The 18,960-nt window shown below is 70.4% G+C and carries 19 protein-coding genes; 12 read left to right on the top strand and 7 right to left on the bottom strand.

The genetic code is table 11. The features are described from left to right. The first annotated feature begins 145 nt into the window (after positions 1-145). From ACLJQF_RS40720 to ACLJQF_RS40730, 3 genes are all read left to right on the top strand, one after another. Positions 146-1,159: a hypothetical protein gene (locus ACLJQF_RS40720; protein WP_410615637.1), complete on the top strand. Its 1,014-nt coding sequence runs from the start codon at positions 146-148 to the stop codon at positions 1,157-1,159. Positions 1,160-1,161: 2 nt separating this feature from the next. Beyond that, positions 1,162-1,800, top strand: a complete 639-nt coding sequence (locus tag ACLJQF_RS40725) for a hypothetical protein (protein WP_410615638.1) — start codon at positions 1,162-1,164, stop codon at positions 1,798-1,800. A 73-nt stretch (positions 1,801-1,873) separates the two neighbouring features. Next, positions 1,874-2,527, top strand: coding sequence for an HD family phosphohydrolase (locus ACLJQF_RS40730; RefSeq protein WP_410615639.1), 654 nt, complete (start codon positions 1,874-1,876; stop codon positions 2,525-2,527). Here the strand turns inward: ACLJQF_RS40730 and ACLJQF_RS40735 are convergent. Both ACLJQF_RS40735 and ACLJQF_RS40740 read right to left on the bottom strand, forming a co-directional pair. Continuing rightward, entirely contained in the window at positions 2,524-3,174 is a 651-nt protein-coding gene (locus tag ACLJQF_RS40735; protein WP_410615640.1) for a class II aldolase/adducin family protein, read from the bottom strand. The two genes, ACLJQF_RS40730 and ACLJQF_RS40735, sit on opposite strands and share 4 nt — an antisense overlap. 105 nt (positions 3,175-3,279) lie before the next feature. Further along, positions 3,280-4,197, bottom strand: coding sequence for a hypothetical protein (locus ACLJQF_RS40740; protein ID WP_410615641.1), 918 nt, complete (start codon positions 4,195-4,197; stop codon positions 3,280-3,282). A 121-nt stretch (positions 4,198-4,318) separates the two neighbouring features. On the opposite strand from ACLJQF_RS40740, the gene ACLJQF_RS40745 reads away from it, so the two are divergent. Continuing rightward, the gene (locus ACLJQF_RS40745) at positions 4,319-5,545 is read left to right on the top strand and encodes a DUF445 family protein (protein WP_410615642.1); all 1,227 of its coding nucleotides are present in this window, start codon (positions 4,319-4,321) and stop codon (positions 5,543-5,545) included. A 55-nt stretch (positions 5,546-5,600) separates the two neighbouring features. On the opposite strand, the gene ACLJQF_RS40750 is transcribed toward ACLJQF_RS40745, so the two are convergent. After that, positions 5,601-5,987 (bottom strand): hypothetical protein, encoded by a 387-nt coding sequence (locus tag ACLJQF_RS40750; RefSeq protein ID WP_410615643.1) that lies wholly within the window; start codon positions 5,985-5,987, stop codon positions 5,601-5,603. A 120-nt stretch (positions 5,988-6,107) separates the two neighbouring features. Here ACLJQF_RS40750 and ACLJQF_RS40755 point away from each other — a divergent pair, with 120 nt between their 5' ends. From ACLJQF_RS40755 to ACLJQF_RS40765, 3 genes are all read left to right on the top strand, one after another. Continuing rightward, entirely contained in the window at positions 6,108-8,828 is a 2,721-nt protein-coding gene (locus ACLJQF_RS40755; RefSeq protein ID WP_410615644.1) for an AfsR/SARP family transcriptional regulator, read from the top strand. Between the two features lie 40 nt (positions 8,829-8,868). After that, positions 8,869-10,077, top strand: a complete 1,209-nt coding sequence (locus ACLJQF_RS40760; RefSeq protein WP_410615645.1) for a DUF445 domain-containing protein — start codon at positions 8,869-8,871, stop codon at positions 10,075-10,077. Between the two features lie 96 nt (positions 10,078-10,173). Continuing rightward, positions 10,174-10,608 carry a hypothetical protein gene (locus ACLJQF_RS40765; RefSeq protein WP_410615646.1) on the top strand — a complete coding sequence of 145 codons (435 nt, stop codon included), beginning with the start codon at positions 10,174-10,176 and terminating at the stop codon, positions 10,606-10,608. Between the two features lies 1 nt (position 10,609). Here the strand turns inward: ACLJQF_RS40765 and ACLJQF_RS40770 are convergent, their stop codons facing one another. Genes ACLJQF_RS40770 through ACLJQF_RS40780 form a run of 3 tightly spaced genes read right to left on the bottom strand, consistent with a single transcriptional unit; the run spans position 10,610 to position 13,257 of the window. After that, positions 10,610-11,491 carry a metal ABC transporter permease gene (locus ACLJQF_RS40770; RefSeq protein WP_410615647.1) on the bottom strand — a complete coding sequence of 294 codons (882 nt, stop codon included), beginning with the start codon at positions 11,489-11,491 and terminating at the stop codon, positions 10,610-10,612. Positions 11,492-11,494: 3 nt separating this feature from the next. Then, positions 11,495-12,340, bottom strand: a complete 846-nt coding sequence (locus ACLJQF_RS40775) for a metal ABC transporter ATP-binding protein (protein ID WP_410615648.1) — start codon at positions 12,338-12,340, stop codon at positions 11,495-11,497. 2 nt (positions 12,341-12,342) lie between these two features. Then, the gene (locus ACLJQF_RS40780) at positions 12,343-13,257 is read right to left on the bottom strand and encodes a metal ABC transporter solute-binding protein, Zn/Mn family (RefSeq protein ID WP_410615649.1); all 915 of its coding nucleotides are present in this window, start codon (positions 13,255-13,257) and stop codon (positions 12,343-12,345) included. A 177-nt stretch (positions 13,258-13,434) separates the two neighbouring features. Between ACLJQF_RS40780 and ACLJQF_RS40785 the strand changes: the two genes are divergently transcribed. The 5 genes from ACLJQF_RS40785 to ACLJQF_RS40805 all read left to right on the top strand — a co-directional run bounded on the left by ACLJQF_RS40785 (position 13,435) and on the right by ACLJQF_RS40805 (position 18,023). Further along, positions 13,435-14,535, top strand: coding sequence for a LacI family DNA-binding transcriptional regulator (locus tag ACLJQF_RS40785; protein WP_410615650.1), 1,101 nt, complete (start codon positions 13,435-13,437; stop codon positions 14,533-14,535). Between the two features lie 100 nt (positions 14,536-14,635). Further along, a complete protein-coding gene (locus tag ACLJQF_RS40790; RefSeq protein ID WP_410615651.1) occupies positions 14,636-15,127 on the top strand; it encodes a beta-class carbonic anhydrase in 492 nt (163 codons plus the stop codon). A gap of 41 nt (positions 15,128-15,168) precedes the next feature. After that, on the top strand, positions 15,169-16,119 hold the full coding sequence (locus ACLJQF_RS40795; protein WP_410615652.1) for a glycosyltransferase: 951 nt from the start codon (positions 15,169-15,171) through the stop codon (positions 16,117-16,119). Between the two features lie 9 nt (positions 16,120-16,128). Further along, on the top strand, positions 16,129-17,004 hold the full coding sequence (locus tag ACLJQF_RS40800; RefSeq protein WP_410615653.1) for an A/G-specific adenine glycosylase: 876 nt from the start codon (positions 16,129-16,131) through the stop codon (positions 17,002-17,004). A gap of 62 nt (positions 17,005-17,066) precedes the next feature. After that, positions 17,067-18,023, top strand: coding sequence for an N-acetylmuramoyl-L-alanine amidase (locus tag ACLJQF_RS40805; protein WP_410615654.1), 957 nt, complete (start codon positions 17,067-17,069; stop codon positions 18,021-18,023). Between the two features lie 128 nt (positions 18,024-18,151). Here ACLJQF_RS40805 and ACLJQF_RS40810 read toward each other — a convergent pair whose 3' ends face one another. Beyond that, a complete protein-coding gene (locus tag ACLJQF_RS40810) occupies positions 18,152-18,898 on the bottom strand; it encodes an alpha/beta fold hydrolase (RefSeq protein WP_410615655.1) in 747 nt (248 codons plus the stop codon). Positions 18,899-18,960: the final 62 nt, after the last annotated feature.

Here is an 18,960-nt window from a genome sequence, read left to right on the forward strand (position 1 = left end):
GGTGAATCATTGCCGAGAGTGACGTCCGTCCGTCAGTCCTGTCCCCCGAACTTCTTATTTCGCGCACCCCAGTAGGCGCGTAAAGTGACTCCCCGCGCTCGAACAGACACTTTACGCATACGTCCGTTCGGGTGGTTCGAGGGAGGTGAAGTACGTGGCTGCGGCTGGCGGACGCCTCCGCCGTACCCCACTGCAAGAGATCTTCTGGACCAGGACGAGCCTGCTGCTCACGGTGCTCGTCGTGGTCGCCGGCCTGAGCCTGTGGATCGCCGGCCTGATGGACCCCGGCACCGGGAAGAACCTGGTGGCGTCGCTCGGCACCGGCACCCTGATCTCCGCGATCGTCGGGTTCGGCCAGACCCTGATCACCGCCAGTGCGTCCCAGAAGGCGCTCGTGACACCGGTGATCGAGGAAAGCCGGCGCGCGCTGGAGGACCTGAGCGCCGAATACCGCGCACTGAACAAGGAGTTCTTCCCCACCGACGTCTTCGAGGCGACGACCGATCCCGACCCCGCGTTCAACCGCGCGCTGATGGCCGACCTCGACGCGACCCGGCAGTACTTCTTCCGCGGTTTTTCCGGTCGGCACGCGGCCGCCCGCCTGTTGCTTTCCCGCACCGAACGGGAACTGCGGGCCGTCATCGCCGATCCGCGCGACGCGAGCTCGATCAGCGGGCGCGCCCGGTACCTGCTGCGCCGCGAAGCGGCCGACGTCGACTCCGAACAGATCCAGACCCGGCTCGACGAAGAGATCCGGATCGGGCTCGTCGGTCTCTTCCTGGCGCGCAGCCGGTGCGCGCAGGTCGACATCACCGTGGTCGCCGACCCGCCGCTGGACCGGCTCGAGATGTTCGACGACAGCGTGTGGGTGACGCTCTACAGCGACGTCCGCGGCGCCACGAAGCTGTACCCGCGGTCCCTGCGATTCACCGAAGGTTCCTTCCTCTACAACATGGAACGCGCCGAATTCGTGCGCGTTTCGCAGTCCCGGGCCGGCCGCCACTTCCGCATCACGTCCGCGACGACGCGGACGGATTTCCTGGCGCTGTTCGAGAAGATCACCGGATCCCCGTTGTCCGAGGAGCAGTTCCGCGAGCTGGAGGGCAAGTTCCACGCCTTCCGCGCGGAGTTCTCCGCAGTCGCCGAGCTAGGGAGCTGACCTTGCTCACCCGCCTGTCCCCCCTGTCCGAACTGGCCACGCGCCTGCGCACGGCCGGTTTCCCGCTCGCCGCCGAGTGGCGCGCGGTCGACGGCTGGTTCCGGCCGTGGGCCGCCCAGTCCGGGCTCCGCGCGGAGCTGCGCACGCAGCTCCGCGCGCTGTCCGCCGCGCAGGCCACCAAGGTCCTGCGCTCGTCACGGGAAACGACCACCCATTTCGCCTGGTGCCTGCTCGATTCGCCGGCCGACCCGTTTTCCTTCTGGCTGCACGAATACAAGGCGCAGCAGGACTGGCGGGAGGGGTACGCGGATTCCGTGCACAACCACAGGTACCACTTCTGCACCACGATCCTCCGTGGTGACTACCTGCACGAAAGGTACGAGACGACGATCGACGCCGGCACCGGCCTGATCGCGTCCGCGCGGTTGCGCCGCCGGACGCTCTGCGCGGCCGGCGCGTGCGCCACGATGCTGGCCGACGAATTCCACCGCATCCCCGAAGCGGCCACCGGAACGATGACTTTCCTCGTCAAATCACGCCCGGTGAGCAGTTTCAGCTTGTCTTTCGACCCGGCCAGCGGAATCGGTCATCGTCACGTTCCGGTCGAGGTCCGATTGGGGGAATTGGCCGACCGCATCTAGCTACACACCGGCGTCAGCGGCGCTTACCATTACTCCACCCGTCTGAACACCACGGCCGGGATGGGAGAGGTGTATGCGCACGCAGGAAAGCACGATCGACCACGCCGTCGTCGGTACCGTCGAAGGAAGGGTCCACCGGCTCTGCCGGCAGTACGCCGAGCGGCTGCCGTTCCACGGCTGGCACCACGTGAGTTTCGTCCGCGCGAAGGCCGCCGGTTTCGCCCGGCACAACGGCGCCGACGAACCGGTGGTGGAAGCGGCCGCGCTGGTGCACGACGTCAACTACCTGGTGCTCCGGAACTCGCCGGCCGCGGCGGGCCGGAGCCTGCGGCTGGAAATCCTCGCCGAATGCGGCGTCCCACCGCGGATCGCGCGGTGGATCGACGAGATCGTCGACGAAGCGGAAATGGCCACTCGCGGCCGCGACATTTCCCTGGAAGCGCAGGCGCTGAGCGACGCGGACACGTTGTTCAAGGCTTTGCCGGTGACACCGGTGGTGCTGGCGCACCGGTACCTGCGCGAGAACGGCCTGAGCCTGCGCGAGCTGGCCCACAAGATCGTCGGCGAGCAGTGCGACGCCCACGACGAGGGGTACTACTTCTACAACCCCGAGGCGGCGGCGACGTACTCCCGCTGGGCGACCGCGAACCTGCAGCTGTGGCAGTGCATCAAGGAGGCGGTCGACGACCCGACCGTGGCCGAACTGCTGGACGCGGTGGCGTCCTAGCCCTGCCCGTACCCACGCAGCCGCTCGACGACGTTCACGACCTCGGGCGGCGGCAGCAGGCTGGGCCGGCCGGCGCTCTGCGCGAGCAGCCACACGCGGCAGGCCCATTCGAGCTGCTGGGCGCGGTGGTAGGCGGCCTCGAGGCCGTCGCCGTAGGTGAGGGTGCCGTGGTTGGCCATCAGGCAGCCACGGCGCCCTTCGAGCGCCTCCAGGACGGCCGCGGCGAGCTCCGGCGTGCCATAGGTGGCGTAGCGCGCGACGCGCACCGACGGGCCGATGGTGGCGACGATGTAGTGGATCGGCGGCACCTCCCGCACGAGCGTGGAGACGGCGGTGGCGTGCGGCGAGTGCGTGTGCACGACGGCGGTCACGGGCTCACCGTCCGGGTCACGGACGTCCCAGTACACGGACAGGTGCATCGGCAGTTCACTGGTCGGCCTGAGCGACCCGTCGACGACCTGCCCGCCGAGATCGACGATGGGGATGTCGGCGGGGGTGAGGCTCGAGTAGCCGACGCCGGTGGGCGTGACGGCGACCAGGTCGCCGGCCCGCATGGACACGTTGCCGGAGGTGCCGACGACCAGGCCGTCACCGACCATCCGGCGCGCGTAGGCGCACACGGCGGCCCGCTCGGTCTCGAGGATCATGCGCAGGTCCTGTCTCGTGGATGATCGGCAACTGCCATGCAGATTGCCAGTCACCCCGAGTGTCGGCCACCTCCCCGTCCGGGGGATTCATGCGCTTTGCCGGGACTAAGCCTTCGCCGGAGCCGCGGGAGCAGCAGGAGCCGCCGACGACTTCGGCGCCGGAGCCGGCTTGCGGTCTCCGTTCGCCTCCGAAGCGGCCTTCGCCGCCGGAGCGTCCTCTGCCGGTGCCAGCAGCCGCATGGCTTCCTTGACCGCCTCGTCCGTCGCCGCGATGCGCTCGGCGACCTTCGCCCGCAGGTCCAGCGCCAGCTTCCGGTTCTGGTCCGCCGTCGCCTGCTGGGCCTGGGCCGAAGCCAGCGCCGCCTCGGTCTCCTGCTTCTTGCGCGCGAACTCCTCCTCGAAGGCCTTCTTCCGCGCCGCCAGCTCTTCCGCTGCCTTCCGGTCCGCTGCCTCGCGCACCGAAGCCGCCTCCGCCTCGGCCGCCGCGTCCGCTTCCTTCCGGGCCCGCTCGGCCGCCGCCGCCTGCTCGACCCTCTTCGCTCCCGCCGCCACGTTCAGCCGCTCGACCTCGGCCTTGGCCTCCGACCGCAAGCGGGCGCGCTCCTCCTCCGCGTCCTTCGCCAGCTTGTCGGCCGTGCGGCGAGTCTCGTGCGCGTACTTGTCCGCCTGGTCGCGGGTCGACGCCGCATCCGCCTGGGCGGCCGAGCGCAGGTCCGCGATCTCCTCCTCGGCGAGCTGCATCATCATCCGGACGCGCTCGGCCATCGCGCCCGCGCCGGACGGGCTCGAGCTCATCCGGGCCAGGGCGGCCTTCGTCTCGGCCAGCTCCTTCTGCGCGTACGCGAGGGCCTTCGTGAGGTCGGAGGACGTCGCGACGGCGTCGTCGCGGTTGCGGGACGTCTCGCGCAGCTCCTTGGTCAGCTCGGCGAGACGTGCGTCGACCTGGCGCTGGTTGTAGCCGCGGACACCCACGGCGAACTGGGCAGTCTTCGAGGCGGACTGGGGCTTCTCAGGCGCGACCATCGGGCCACCTTAATGAGCAAGGGTCCTTCGATGCGTACCGCCAAAAGGATGCATCACGGATATTGGAACCCCCGGTAACGCATGGCATCCTGAATCGCCGACCGGACGCGAGGAGTTCACTGTGGACATACCGGCGATCCTCGCCGACGTCGGCGCGCACTGGCACGTCTACGCCACCATGCCGCTCATCGCCGCGCTGATCGGCTACCTCACCAAGCGGGTCGCCATCGAGATGATGTTCCGGCCCCTGGAGTTCGCCGGCGTCAAACCCTTCGGCTGGCAGGGCGTCATCCCGGCGAACGCGCGGCGGATGGCCACCACCGCCGTCGACCTGCTGACCCGCAACCTCGTCGACCCGCAGGAGATCTTCGCCAGGCTCGATCCGGAAGAAATGGTCAAAGAGCTCGAACCACCCCTGCTGAAGGCCGTCGAAGAGGTCACGCGGGAGGTCATGGAGACCTACCAGCCGCGGCTCTGGGAGATGCTGCCGGCGCGGGCGCAACGGCTGCTCGTCGACCAGGTCCGCGCGCAGGCGCCGGTCGTCGTCAAACGGCTGCTGCGGGAGGTCTCGACCAACATCGACGACGTCCTCGACGTCAACGACATGCTGATCGGCGCCATGGTCCGCGACAAGTCGCTGACCTGCCGGCTGATCCGCGAGGTCGCCGCGCCCGAATTCCGGTTCATCGCGCGCTCGGGGATCTGGTTCGGGTTCGTCATCGGCCTCGTCCAGTTCGTCGCCTGGGCGCTGACGAAACAGCCGCTGATCATGCCGATCTTCGGTTTCGTCACGGGCTTCGTCACGGACTGGCTCGCCCTCAAGATGATCTTCTACCCCCGGGAGCCGCGCGGGTTCGGCGTGTTCCGCTGGCAGGGGATGTTCCAGAAGCGCCGCCAGGAGGTCGCCGCCGACTACGGCGCGCTGATCGCCGACGAGGTGCTCACCGTGCGGAACGTGATGGAGGCCGTGCTCACCGGGCCGCGCGCGGACAAGCTGTTCGCCATGGTCACCCGCGAGGTCCAGCGCACGATCGACGCGCAGGCGAGCATCGCCAAGCCGCTGGTCGCGCTGACCATCGGCGGCCGGCAGTACCAGGAGATGAAACGCGCGGCAGCCGCCAAAGCGATCGAGTTCCTCCCCGAAACGGTGAAACACGTCGAGAGCTACGCCACCGGCGCACTCGACGTCCGGAACACCATCGTCACGAAGATGCAGCAGCTGACCCCGCTGGAGTTCGAAGGCATCCTGCGGCCGGCGTTCAAGCAGGACGAGTGGAAGCTCATCGCCGTCGGCGCGGTCATCGGTGGCCTGGTGGGCGAACTGCAGGTGCTGCTCCTGCTGCACTGACGCCCCGCTCGGGCGAGGCGGCCGCCCCGGGAGGGGACCGGGGCGGCCGGGCTCGTCAGCCGATGACGGCCTTGAACCAGACGTAGGCGAGCTTGACCTTCTTCAGGATGATGGCGTCGACCACCGCGACCCCGATCTGGCAGATGATGTTCGCCGAGCACTTCCGGTAGAGCTCCTCCAGGCTGTCTCCGTGCAGCTTCATGCCGGTCTGCAGGGCGTACATGTCCAGCTTGCCCTTGACCTTGCCGTCGTAGGAGCTGATGAACTTGATCACGCCGTAGGAGCACTGGCTGGGCTTGGTGACGTAGGAGTGGATGCCGGTCTGCGAGGTGCATTCCATGCTGTAGGTCACCGGTTCCGCGTTCGCGGTGCCCGGCACGGCGAGGGTGAACAGGCCGATGGAGAGCACGCTCACCACGAGCGCGACGGCGGTTCGCTTCATCCTGTGGAGCACAGACATCGTTCCTTCCGATGTGGACCGGGCCCCCGGCCCGGTCGATCTCTTGCAGGCTCCTCGCCGGACCTGGCAACCGGGTGGCAAATCGGTGGCAAGATTCCCCTGGTGGAGATCCGCTTGCTCGGCCCGCTCGAAATTCGCGACGATTCGGGCGCAACCACGCGAATCACGTCGGCGAGGCAACGCGTCATATTCGCCGCGCTCGCCATGCAGCCGGGACAGGTGGTCTCGGCCGAAAGCCTCGTCGACTGCCTGTGGGGCGACGATCCGCCGGTCACCGCCCGGGAAACGGTGCACAGCCACGTCACCCGGCTGCGAAAGAACCTTTCCGCGACGGGCCGTGCACGTATCGTCACGCGGGCGCCCGGTTATTCGTTGGACGTCGCACCCGGCGACGTCGACGTTTTCCGCGCCCGCGAGCTGCACAAGACGGCGACCGAATGCGGCGATCAGGAAAAAGCGGGCATCCTGCTCGCGGAAGCACGCGCGATTTCCCGCGGCGATCTGCTCGCCGACGTCGATTCGGAGTTGCTGCGGCAGCGCCACGAGCCCACCTGGGAGGAGTTCCGCAGCCGACTCGCCGAGGCGTGGATCGACGCCGAAACGGCCGCCGGGAACCACGCCGGGATGCTCGGCGAACTGCGCGCGCTGGTCGCCGGCCGGCCGCTGGCCGAGCAGTTCCGCGGCCGGCTGATGCTCGCCCTGCAGGCCACCGGGCAGACCGCCGAAGCACTGCGCGAGTACCAGGAAGCGCGGCGAGCCCTGATCGACGGCCTCGGCGTCGAACCCGGCCACTACCTGCGTTCGATCCAGCGGCAGATCCTGACCGCCACCGGGCGGGCCGCCGAGGAACCCGCGCCGGCCCGGCAGGCGGCGCCCGCCGAGCTGCCGCACGCCCGGCGCGGGTTCGTCGGCCGGGGTCCCGAGCTGGCCGAACTGACGGCGGCGACCGCGGACGCGGGCATCGTCGTCGTCCACGGCATGGGCGGGATCGGCAAGACGACGATGGCGGTCCACTGGGCCCACCACGCCCGCGACCGCTTCCCGGACGGCCAGCTGTACCTGGACCTGCGCGGCTTCGACCACACGGAGGCGCCGATGCGGCCGGCCGAGGCGCTGCCCCGGCTGCTGCACTCCCTCGGCGTCCCACCCGGCTCGGTCCCGGCGGACGTCGGCGAGCAGGCCGCCCGGCTGCGCAGCCTGCTCGCCGACCGCCGGACGCTCGTGCTGCTCGACAACGCGGCCGACGCCGAGCAGGTCCGGCCACTGCTGCCGGGCGGCCGCCGGTGCGTCGTGCTGGTCACCAGCCGCACGCGATTGAGCAGCCTGATCGCGCGCGAACACGCGGCCGCCGTCCGGCTCGGGCCGTTCCGCCCGGCCGAGTCCGCCGACCTGCTGGCCGGCTACCTCGGCCCGGCCCGGCTGCGCGACGACCGGGCCGGCGTCGACGCGCTCGCGGCCTACTGCGGGCACGTCCCGCTGGCGCTGAGCATCGTCGCGGCCCGCGCACTGGAGGAACCCGGCGTCTCGCCGGCCGAGCTGACCGCCCGGCTCCGGGCGGGGCAGCGGCTGGACGCCTTCGACCTCACCGGCGAGAACCTGCGCACCGTCTTCTCCTGGTCCTACCGGGCGCTGAGCCCGGCCGCGGCGCGGCTGTTCCGGCTGCTGGCCGTGCACCCCGGCCAGACGGTGAGCGCGGCCGGCGTGGCCGCGCTGGCGGGCGCGGAACCCGGGAAAGCGCTTGCCGAGCTGACCCGGGCGAACCTCCTCGACCCGGACGCGCCGGGCCGCTACCGCTGTCACGACCTCCTGCGCGACTACGCCGCGGAGCTGGCCGCCGAAGATCCCGAAGAACGGCTTGCGCGGCACCGGGTGCTGGACTGGTACCTGCACACGACGGTCGCCGCCGAGGGACGGCTGCGGCCGCACCGGCCGCCCTTCGAGCTGGTCGAACCGGTCGCCGCCGTCACGCCGGTCGCGTTCCCGGACCACCGCGGCGCGATGGGCTGGTGCGACGCCGAACAGGCCAACCTGGTCGCGGCGATCGACGGCGCCGCGGCCCACGGGCTGCACGCACACGCCTGGCAGCTGGCGCTCGCCGTGTCGTCGTACTGCTACGCGGGCAAGCGGCGGCGCGACTGGCTCGAGACCAGCGAAGCCGGGTTGCGTTCCGCGCGGCAGCTCGGCGATCCGAAGGCCGAAGGCGCGCTGCTGGCCAGCCTCGGCTCCGCGCACGCGGTGAACGGCCAGTACGACGAGGCCATCGCGTACTTCCGGCAGGCGCTGGACCTGCACCGGGCGACCGGTGACGACGACCGGGCGCCGGTGACGCTGAACAGCCTGGCCGTCGCCTACGCCGAGACACGCCGGTTCGAACCGGCGCTGGCCGCGTTCACCCAGGCCAGGCAGCTGCACCGGGACCGCGGCAACACCCTCGGCGAGGCGCTGGCCCTGATGAACATCGCGCTGGCGAACAGCTCGCTCGGCCGCCTGGAACCGGCAACGGCCCGCAACCGGGAGGCACTGGCCGTGTTCCGGCGGCGCGGCGACCGCTACCACACGGCGATCTGCCTGGCGAACCTCGCCGAGACGTACGCGCTGCGCGGCGACCACCGCCGCGCCGTCGACCGCTACCGCCAGGCGATCGCGCAGCACGTCCTGGCCGGCAACGACTACGGCCGGGCGCGGACACTGATGAACCTCGGCCGGTCCCTGGCCTTCCTGGGCGAACCGGACCAGGCCCGCGACTGCTGGCGGCGCGCGAGGACCGTGTTCGAGGAACTCGGCGACCCGCAGGCGGAGGAGGCTTCGGCGCTCATCGGGTAGCCGGTACGGTTTCGATCTCGGGACCGTGAGGGAGGCCGGAATGGACGCTGTCCTGCACGACCTCGCCCGGCACTGGCCCCTGTACGCGGCGATGCCGTTCGTCGCCGCGCTGATCGGGTACGTCACCAAGCGCGTCGCCATCGAAATGATGTTCCGGCCGCTGGAGTTCGTCGGGATCCCGCCGCTGCTCGGCTGGCAGGGCGTCGTCCCGAAGCACGGCGGGCGGATGGCCGCGGTCGCGACCGAGTTGCTGACGGCGAACCTGCTGGACCTTCGCGAGGTACTGGGGCGGATCGACCCGGTGATCATCACCAGCGAGCTGGAACAGCCGCTGCTGAAGGCGGTCGACCACATCGCGCGCGAGGTGCTGGCCGAGCACCACCCGCGGCTGTGGGAGGTCTTGCCGACGCTGGCGCAGGAAATGCTGATCAAGCAGGTCCAGGCGGCGGCGCCGCGGCTGGTGCGGGAGTTCCTCGACGACGTCCGCGAGAACCTCGAAGAGGTGCTCGACGTCCAGCACATGACGGTTCAGCGGCTGACCAGGGACAAGAAGCTGCTGGTGCGGCTGATCCGCGAAACGTCCCGGCCGGAGATGGCGTTCATCGCCCGGATGGGCATCTACTTCGGCTTCGGGCTCGGCCTCGTCCAGACGATCGTGTGGGCGTTCACGCGTGAGCCGTGGGTGCTGCCGGCCTTCGGCGGGGTCATCGGCCTGTGCACCGACTGGCTGGCGATCAAGCTGATCTTCGTCCCGCGCGAGCCGGTGCGCGTCGGCCGGGTGATCTTCCAGGGCAAGTTCCAGCGCCGCCGGGCCGAGGTGGCGCGGCAGTACGGCGAGCTGATCGCGAACGAGGTCCTGACCGTCCAGAACCTGCTGGACGCCATCCTGCGCGGCCCCCGCGCGGACCGGCTGGCGGCCCGGGTGGAGCACCTGGTGTCGGAGACGGTCGACGCGCAGATGCCGCTGGCGTGGGCGGTGGGCGGCACCCGCCTGCGCGAGATGAAGCACGCGGCGGCCCGGAAGGCCCTGGAGCAGCTGCCGGACACGGCCCGGTACGCCGAGGGGTACCTCACCGAAGCGATGGACGTCGCGAAGGTGATCGAGCAGCGGATGCTGGCGCTGACGCCGCTGGAGTTCGAAGGCCTGCTGCGACCGGCGTTCCGGCAGGACGAGTGGAAGCTGATCGCCGTCGGCGGCGTGATCGGGTTCGTGGTGGGCGAGTTGCAGGTCCTGCTGATGCTGGGCTGATCAGGTGACGAACGCGGACGCGCCTAAACCCGGCGGTCGTTCGTGGGTGTTCCGAGCAGCCATCCGGCCGATCGGGACACCCACGAGAGGAACTCAATGAAACGGTTCGTCACCGCAGTCGTACTTTCGCTCGCCGGCCTGTTCGCGGGCGCGGGCGTCGCCTCCGCCGACGTCACTGTGCCCCCAGGCAAGTTCGGGCACGTGTGCAGCGACTACCAGTACGCCGCCGGCAACTCGGCGCTGTACTGGCAGTCCTGCGCATGGGCTGACAACAACGAGGTCTACTTCACCCTCCACCTCGGCAACGCCTCGGACTACAACTGGATCCCGTCCCGGGTGAACATCGGCTTCTACAAGTCCGGCAGCTACTACCCCTGCGCCTACATCACGAACTTCGCCGTACCGGCTCGTTCGGTCCGGCAGACGCCCAGCAACACGTGCGTCCTGTCCCGTGCCCGCGCCGCGTACCAGTCCGTCGGCTATCCCGCCGGGGGCAACGCCGCGATCAGCGACACGCTCCAGGTGCAGTAGCTCAGGCCGCGGCGACCAGGTCCGGAGCCGGGTCCACCGAGCGGACCCGGGTCCGGCGGTCGCGCTGCCAAGCCAGTACCCGGCAGACCACGTAGATCAGGAACGAAATCGCCGTCACGAACGCGCTCACCGGCAGCCCGGGCGCCAGCGACAGCACGATCCCGCCGATGGCCGACACCTCGGCGAACACCACGGACAGCACCGTCGCCTTCCAGGGCGACGCCGTCACGCGAGCAGCGGCCGCGGCGGGCGTCACCATCAAGGCCACCACCAAAAGCGACCCGACCACCTTCACGCTCAGCGCCGTCGAGACGCCCACCAGCAACGCGAACACCACCGTCAGCGTCTTGACCGGGACCCCGCGCGCCACGGCCACGTTCCGGTCCACCGAAGCGAACAGCAGCGGCCGGTACACCAGCGCCAGCACCGCCAGCACCACCACCGACGACACCACGAACAACGTCAGGTTCGTCGAATCGATCGTGATGATCTGGCCGGTGAGGATGCCGAACTTGTTCCCGGACCGTCCTTTGTAGAACGACAGGAACAGCACGCCCATGCCGAGCCCGAACGAGAGAATCACGCCGATCACCGAGTCGCGATCGGCGTCACGCGCGCCGAGGATGCCCAGCAGCAGCGCGGCCACCACCGCGCCGATCAGTGCGCCGTACTCGACGCCGATCCCCAGCAGCAGGGCCGCCGCGCCGCCGGTGAACGCCAGCTCGGACGTCCCGTGCACCGCGAACGACATCCGCCGCATCACGATCAGCGGGCCCAGGACCCCCGCCACCAGGCCGAGGATCAACGCCGCCAGCAACGCCGTCTGGACACCCTCGAGCTCGGTGATCAGCTCCCAGGTCTTGCCGAAGTCGAACAGATCCAAGACTCAGCCCACTTGCTCTTCGACGTCGTGTTCGTGGTGGTGCGGCTCGCCCTCGCACAGCGAGCTCTGCGCGCCCGCGATGTGGATCTGACCGCCGACCTTGAGCACCTCGACCCGGGTGCCGTACAGCTGCGACAGCGTCTCGGTCGTCATGACCTCGTCCGGCTTGCCGATCCGGAACTGGCCGTTGACCAGGTACAGGACGCGGTCGACGAACGGCAGCACCGGGTTGATCTCGTGGGTCACGAACAGCACCGCGGTGCCGGCCGTGCGCCGGCGGGAGTCGATCAGCTCGCTGATCGCGCGCTGGTGCGCCAGGTCGAGCGACAGCAGCGGCTCGTCGCACAGCAGCACCTCGGGGTCGCCGACCAGGGCCTGCGCCACCCGCAACCGCTGCTGCTCGCCGCCGGACAACCGGCCGACGGGCTGTTTCGCGTACCGCGTCGCCCCTACCGCGTCGATCGCTTCGGAAACGAGTCGACGGCGTGCGGCCATGCCGGCCAGCCCGAAACCCCAGCGGTGCCCGTCGAGGCCCAGCCCGACCAGGTCGACGCCCCGCAGCGTCAGCGACTCGTCGATCGCGCGCTGCTGCGGGATGTAGCCGACCTTGCGGTTCGCGCCGCCCGGACGGCCGCCCGCGATCTCGACCGTGCCCGCCGACAGATCCTGCATGCCGAGCAGCGCCTTGAGGAAGCTGCTTTTGCCGGAGCCGTTCGGGCCGAGCACGGCGAGGAACTCACCCGGCTCGACGACGAGGTCCAGCCCCGACCAGAGGGTGCGGGGGCCGAACGCGAGCCCCGCCCCGCGGACCCGGACCGCGGGGCGTACGTCGTCGGATGCGGGTGCCATGGCTACTTCAACGCCCCAGCCAGCTCGTCGACTTCCCCGGTCATCCAGCCAATGTAGTCCGTCACACCCGCGGGGAGCGTTTCGGTCACGCCGACCACGCCGATCCCGGTGTCCTTCGCCTGCTTGACGACGTCCTGGGTCAGCGGCGTCACCGTCTGCTCGTTGTTGATCAGCGCCTTGACCTGCTTGGTCGCGATCAGCTGCTTGTAGGCGCTGACGGCGTCGGCCGGGACGTCGGTGTCGTTCTCCACCGCGTCCGAGAACGCCTTGGGCGTCGCGTCGGTGATCTTCGCGCTCTCCAGTAGGTAGTGCGCGACCGGCTCGGTGACGACGACCTTCGTACCCGGGTGGGCGGCCCCCAGCTCTTCGAGCCGCTTCTCGAGCGCGTCGACCTTGGCCTTGAACGCGGTCGCGTTGTCGGCGAACTGCTGCTTGGCCGCCGGTTTGAGCTCGCCCAGCTGCGCCGCGAGCTGGTCGGCGACCTTGTCGACGCCCGGCAGGTCGTACCAGACGTGCTCGTTCTCGTCGCCGGTCGCGGCGATGTCGTAGGCGACCAGCTTCTTCGCGCTCCCCGACTGCTCGGTGAGCTTGCCGAAGAACTCGTCGTACCCGCCGCCGTTGGACAGCAGCAGCTGCGCGCCCTTCGCCGCGAGGGCGTCGTCCGCCGTCGTCTCGTACGAGTGCGGGTCGGCCGACGGGTCGTGGATGATCGACTTGACCTCGACGTTCGCGCCGCCGACGGCGGTGACGACGCTGCCCCAGACGTCGGTCGAGGCGACCACCTTGATCCTGCCGTCGCTGCCCGCCTGCGCGCCGCCGCCGTCGGAGGACGTCCCGCCGCCGGAGCACGCGGCCAGAGCGAACACGGACAGGGCCGAAGCGGCGGCGAGCGCGCTCCTGGTGCGGCGAGAACTCATCGAAGAACCCCTGTAGACGCTAATGGAAACCGTTGTCAGATTCACCTTACCCCATCCGGATGACTTTCTGGCCATGAGATCCCGCTTTGGTGTATGCGTCTCCGCGCATGCGGATCGAGACATCGACCACGCGGGGTGTCTCTTCAGGAAACCGTTCTGAACCGTTACGGTTTGCAGATGGGACGTCCTATTCGCACCCGACGGCAGGCGACACTGGCGTCGCTCGCGGCAGAGCTCGGAGTGTCCAGGACCACCGTGTCCAACGCGTACAACCGGCCGGACCAGCTTTCGCCGGAGCTGCGCCGCCGGGTCCTCGAGACCGCGCGGCGCCTCGGCTACCCCGGCCCCGACCCGGTCGCCCGCTCCCTGCGCACGCGCAGGGCGGGCGCGGTCGGGCTGCTGCTCACCGAAAACCTCTCCTACGCCTTCCGCGACCCCGCCGCCGTCGGTGTCCTCGAAGGACTGGCGCTGGCCTGCGAAGACGCCGGCGTCGGCCTGCACCTGGTGCCGGCCAGCCCGGGCCGCGAGGACGTCGCCGCGGTGCACCGCGCGGGTGTCGACGGCTTCGTCGTCTACTCCGTGCCGGACGACGACCCGCACCTGGCCGCCGTGCTCGAGCGGCCGGTGCCGACGGTGATCATCGACCAGCCGAGCATCGAGGGCATCGACCGCGTCGGCCCGGATGACGCAGCGGCCGTCGGCAAGATCGCCGGGCACCTGGTGTCCCTGGGCCACCGGCAGGTCGGCGTGATCTGCATGCGGCTGGCCCGCGAGCGCAACGACGACTTCGTCTCCACGACCCGGCAGAGCGGCGCGCACTTCCACGTCCAGCGCACCCGGCTGGAAGCGCTGGCCGTCGCGTTCTCGGCGGCGGGCGTCGACTGGGCGAGCGTCCCGGTGGTCGAGCGCTTCGACCACACGGTGGACGACGGCGCGTCCGCGGCCCGCCAGCTGCTGGACGCGTACCCGCAGATCACCGCGGTGATCTGCACTTCGGACATCCTCGCGCTCGGCGCCATGGCCGAGGCCGAGCGGCGCGGGCTGCGGGTGCCGCAGGACCTCACCGTCACCGGTTTCGACGGCATCGCCGAAGCCGAGCGGATCGGGCTCACCACGGTCCACCAGCCGGTCCTCGAAAAGGGCAAGACCGCCGGCCGGCTGCTGCTCAGCTCGGGCGAGCGGAGCGCACCCAAGACGATCACCCTGCCGACCGAGCTGCGCATCGGGCGGACGTCGGCGCCGCCGAGGACCGTCGAGGAGCCTTGGTTCGGAGGCTGACCTCGTGACATTGCCCTTAGTGCATTGCTCATCGGGGTACTGACCCGGTCAAATGGAGTGGTTAGCCCGCGCCGCGGGGCCACTGGCCGGAAGGTGACCGATGACCTCGATCGACGTACTGCTCAAGCGCAACCAGGAACTCGGCGAGGTGACGCCCGGTGACCGCTCGTCCCCGAAGCCGTCGCTCCAGGTGGCCGTCCTGACCTGCATGGACGCCCGGATCCGGGTGTTCGAGCTGTTCGGCCTGCTCCAGGGTGAATCGCACGTCCTCCGCAACGCGGGCGGCGTCGTGACCGACGACATGATCCGTTCGCTGGCCCTTTCGCAGCGCAAGCTGGGGACGCGCGAGGTGCTGATCGTCCAGCACACCGAGTGCGGCCTTTCGATGGTCACCGAGGACGACTTCAAGGACGAGCTGGAGACCGACACCGGACTGCGCCCGACCTGGTCGGTCGAGGCGTTCCGCAACGTCGAGAACAGCGTCCGGACGTCGGTGGAGCGGGTGCGGCGCAGTGCCTACCTGCCGCACACGGAGAACGTGCGCGGGTTCGTCTACGACGTGAAGACCGGGAAGCTCACCGAGGTCAAGTAGCATTTCTATCCAGATGTTGCCGACATCCGGATGGGAACAGCATGCGCATTCTCTTCGCCGGGCTGGCGTCAGCCGGCCACACGTACCCGATGGTCCCGCTCGCGGTCGCGGCGCGGGACATCGGGCACGAGGTGCACTTCGCCGCCGGTGAGCACGTCCACGCGCCGCTGCGCCGGCTCGGCCTCAACCCGTTCCGGCCGGCGGACTCGTTCTACGAGATCTACGCCGAAGACCTCGAGCCGGACCTGAAGCGGCTGCGTCCGGACCTGGTCGTGCACGGGTGGGGCGTTCCCGAAGCAGCCGTGGCCGCCCGGCGCGCCGGGATCCCGTCGCTCTGGCACGGCTTCGGCCGGATGTTCCCCGACGGGATCGGCCTCACCCGCCCGGACGGCGGCACGCACCTGGACATCTGCCCACCGTCCCTGCAGGACGCGGGCTTCCTCGCGACCGCGGACCGGATCGCGCTGCGTCCCGTGCCGTTCGCCGAGCCCGGCGACTTCCGGCGCCCCCTGGTCTACCTGACGCTCGGCACGGCGTTCGGCACCCCGGAGGTGCTCAAGACGGCGATCGAGGGCCTGGCCACGCTCGGCACCCACGTCGTGGTGGCCACCGGCCGCGTGCTCCCGGCCGAGCTCGGCCCGCTGCCGGAGCAGGTCACCGCCCGGGCGTGGGTCCCGCAGGCGGCGGCGCTCGCACACGCGGACCTGGTCGTGCACCACGGCGGCAGCGGCACCACGCTGGGCGCGCTCGCGGCGGGCGTGCCGCAACTGGTCCTGCCGCAGGGAGCCGACCAGTTCGCCAACGCCGAGGCCCTCCTCGCCGCGGGTGCCGCCCTGCGCATCCTGCCCGGCGAGCTGACCGCGGACGCCGTCGCCGAACAGGCCCGGAAGGCGTCCTCCTGCCGCGACGCGGCCCGTGCGAGTGCCGAAGAGATCGCCGCCATGCCGTCACCGGACGAGGTCGCTCGCGAACTGCCGAAGCACGCGAAGTAGCCTCCCGGCGTGGCTGTGGACGCTGACGTACTGCTCGACTGGTTCTCCGCGCACGGCCGGGATCTCCCCTGGCGCGAGCCCACCTGCTCGGCCTGGGGTGTCCTGGTCAGCGAAATCATGCTCCAGCAGACCCCGGTCGTCCGGGTGCAGCCGATCTGGCACGAGTGGCTGGCACGCTGGCCGGTGCCGTCCGCGCTGGCCGCGTCGTCACCGGGCGAGGTCGTGCGAGCCTGGGGAAAGCTCGGCTACCCGCGCCGGGCGTTGCGGCTGCACGAGGCCGCCGGGGTGATCGCCAAGGAGCACGGGGACGTCGTTCCGTCCGATGTGGACACTCTGCTCGCGCTGCCCGGGATCGGCGCGTACACCGCGCGCGCCGTCGCCGCCTTCGCCTACGGGCGGCGGGCGCCGGTCGTCGACACGAACGTGCGGCGGGTCGTCGCGCGGGCGGTGCACGGGGCCGGGGACGCCGGGCCCGCGTCCACCACCCGGGACATGGCCGACGTCGAGGCCCTGCTGCCGGCCGGAGACGCGCCCGCGGCGAAGTTTTCCGCCGCGATCATGGAGCTCGGCGCGCTGATCTGCACCGCGCGCGCCCCGAAGTGCGCGGACTGCCCGATCTACGACGAATGCGCGTGGCAGCTCGCCGGGCGGCCCGAGTACACCGGCCCGGCCAAGCCGGTCCAGAAGTTCGCCGGCACCGATCGCCAGGTCCGCGGGCGGCTGCTGGACGTGCTGCGCGGCAGCGAAGGCCCGGTCGAGAAAGCGAAACTGGACCTCGTCTGGCACGACGGCGGCCAGCGGGACCGCTGCCTGGACTCCCTGCTCGTCGACGGGCTCCTGGAGCAGACCCGCGACGGCCTCTTCGCCCTGCCAGGTGAACACTAACGCGCTACAACCAAAGTTGGTCAATAGTTGTCATCGGCGCGCTGCGGAGTTACCTTTTTCGCATGGTCACTGTTGACCGCCGGACCCTGCTCAAGGCGGGGGTGACCGCAACCGCGGCCGGCGCACTGGGGATGACGACCACGGGAACGGCCGGCGCGGCCGTTCCGGTACCGGCGATCCACCCGACGTCCGACTGGGGCGCCCGGCCCGCCACCGGCACCATCGTGGTGGAGAACCACAAGCCGACGTACATCGTCGTGCACCACGCGGTCGACCCGCCGATGAACGACGACTTCTCGCTGGCGCGCGCGTACTACGTCTCGCGCTTCATCCAGAACCTGCACATGGACAAGAACGGCTGGATCGACAGCGGCCAGCAGTTCACCAACAGCCGCGGCGGGTACATCACCGAAGGCCGGCACCGCAGCCTGGAGATCCTGCGCGGCGGCACCCGGCACGTGCAGGGCGCGAACGTCGGCAACCACAACAGCGAGGTCATCGGCATCGAGAACGAGGGCCTCTACAGCACGGTGGACGTGCCGCCGGCGCTGTGGAACTCGCTGGTCTCGCTGGTCGCCTACATCGCCAGCCAGTACGGCATCGCGCCGGAGTTCATCAAGGGCCACCGCGACTTCAACTCGACGGAGTGCCCCGGCCAGGTGCTCTACAACCGGCTGCCGGAGCTGCGGACCGCCGTCGGCCGCGTCCTCGGCGTCGCGGTGACGCGGGCCGAGGCCGAGTGGCCACTGCTCAAGCCGGGTGACGCCGGCCGGAAGGTGCAGCTGGCGCAGCAGTTCCTGCGCGCCTCCGGTTTCGGGGTGCCGACGGACGGCGTCTTCGGGCAGTCCACAAAGGACGCCGTGGCCGCGTTGTCCGTTCAGGCAGGGTTGGCCCGCGACACGTGCACGGCGGCGAAGGTGTCCGACGAGACGGGCTTCCTCGGCGCGGACGTCTGGCCGCTGATCGTCCCGGCCGACCGGTCGACGGCGGCCTGGCGGGCGGATCTGGCACGGGCCTGAAGGGTCGACACGCGTGATCGGGAAGCCGACACGCGTGATTTGAGGGTCGACACGGCGATACAACGGCGTGCGGCGTGTCGTCCCTCTGATCACGCGTGTCGACCCGACAATCACGCGTGTCGACCGGTTCAGCGGGCCAGGACCTGGCCGAGGAAGGCTTCGACGGCTCCGCGGTAGGTCTCCGGGGCCTCGTCGTGGGGCAGGTGGGCCGAGCCCGGCACCACCAGGTGTTTCGCGCCCGCGACGCGGTCGGCGACGAGCGCCTGCTGGCCGTGCGGCATCGCCGTGTGCTCGCCCTCGACCACCAGCAGCGGGCAGCGGATCGCCCCGACGACGTCCCAGTAGTCCCGGCGACCCCATTCCGCGGCGATGCCGTACAGGTCCTCGAGGTCCGCGACCAGGTGGAACCCATCGGAACGCTCCTCGACGCAGTCCGCGAAGTACCCGCCCGCGTCGCCGAAGAACTCCCGGACGTGGTCGAGCGAGGAGAACGGGACCGGCCAGCTCTCGAAGTACCCGCGCCAGGTCTCGACGGTCCGGCCGCGCTGGTCCGGCGCGAAGTCCTCGGAGACGACCGCGCGCACCAGCTCCGGGTGCCGCGCCGCGGCCGCCCAGGCGTGCAGCCCGCCCATCGAGTGCCCGATGAGCACGGCCGGGCCGGCGTCGAGGCTCCGCAGCGCGTCGGCGACGTCGTCCGCGAAGCGCTCGGTCGTCCACGGGCCGACGCGCGGGGCGTTGCCGTGGCCACGCGCGTCCAGGCCGTAGACCGCGCCGTAGGGCCGGAGCCACTCCGCGACCCGCCACCACGTCCGCGCGCGGCCCATCAGGCCGTGGAGCAGAACGATCGGCACGCCGCTGCCGCCGAAACAGAGCACGCGGCCACCTAACCACAAAACCCCTGGTGCGGAACGTGACCGAACGATCGCTTTCCATCACC

The organism is Amycolatopsis sp. lyj-109 (genome assembly GCF_046548995.1).
Lineage (GTDB): Bacteria > Actinomycetota > Actinomycetes > Mycobacteriales > Pseudonocardiaceae > Amycolatopsis.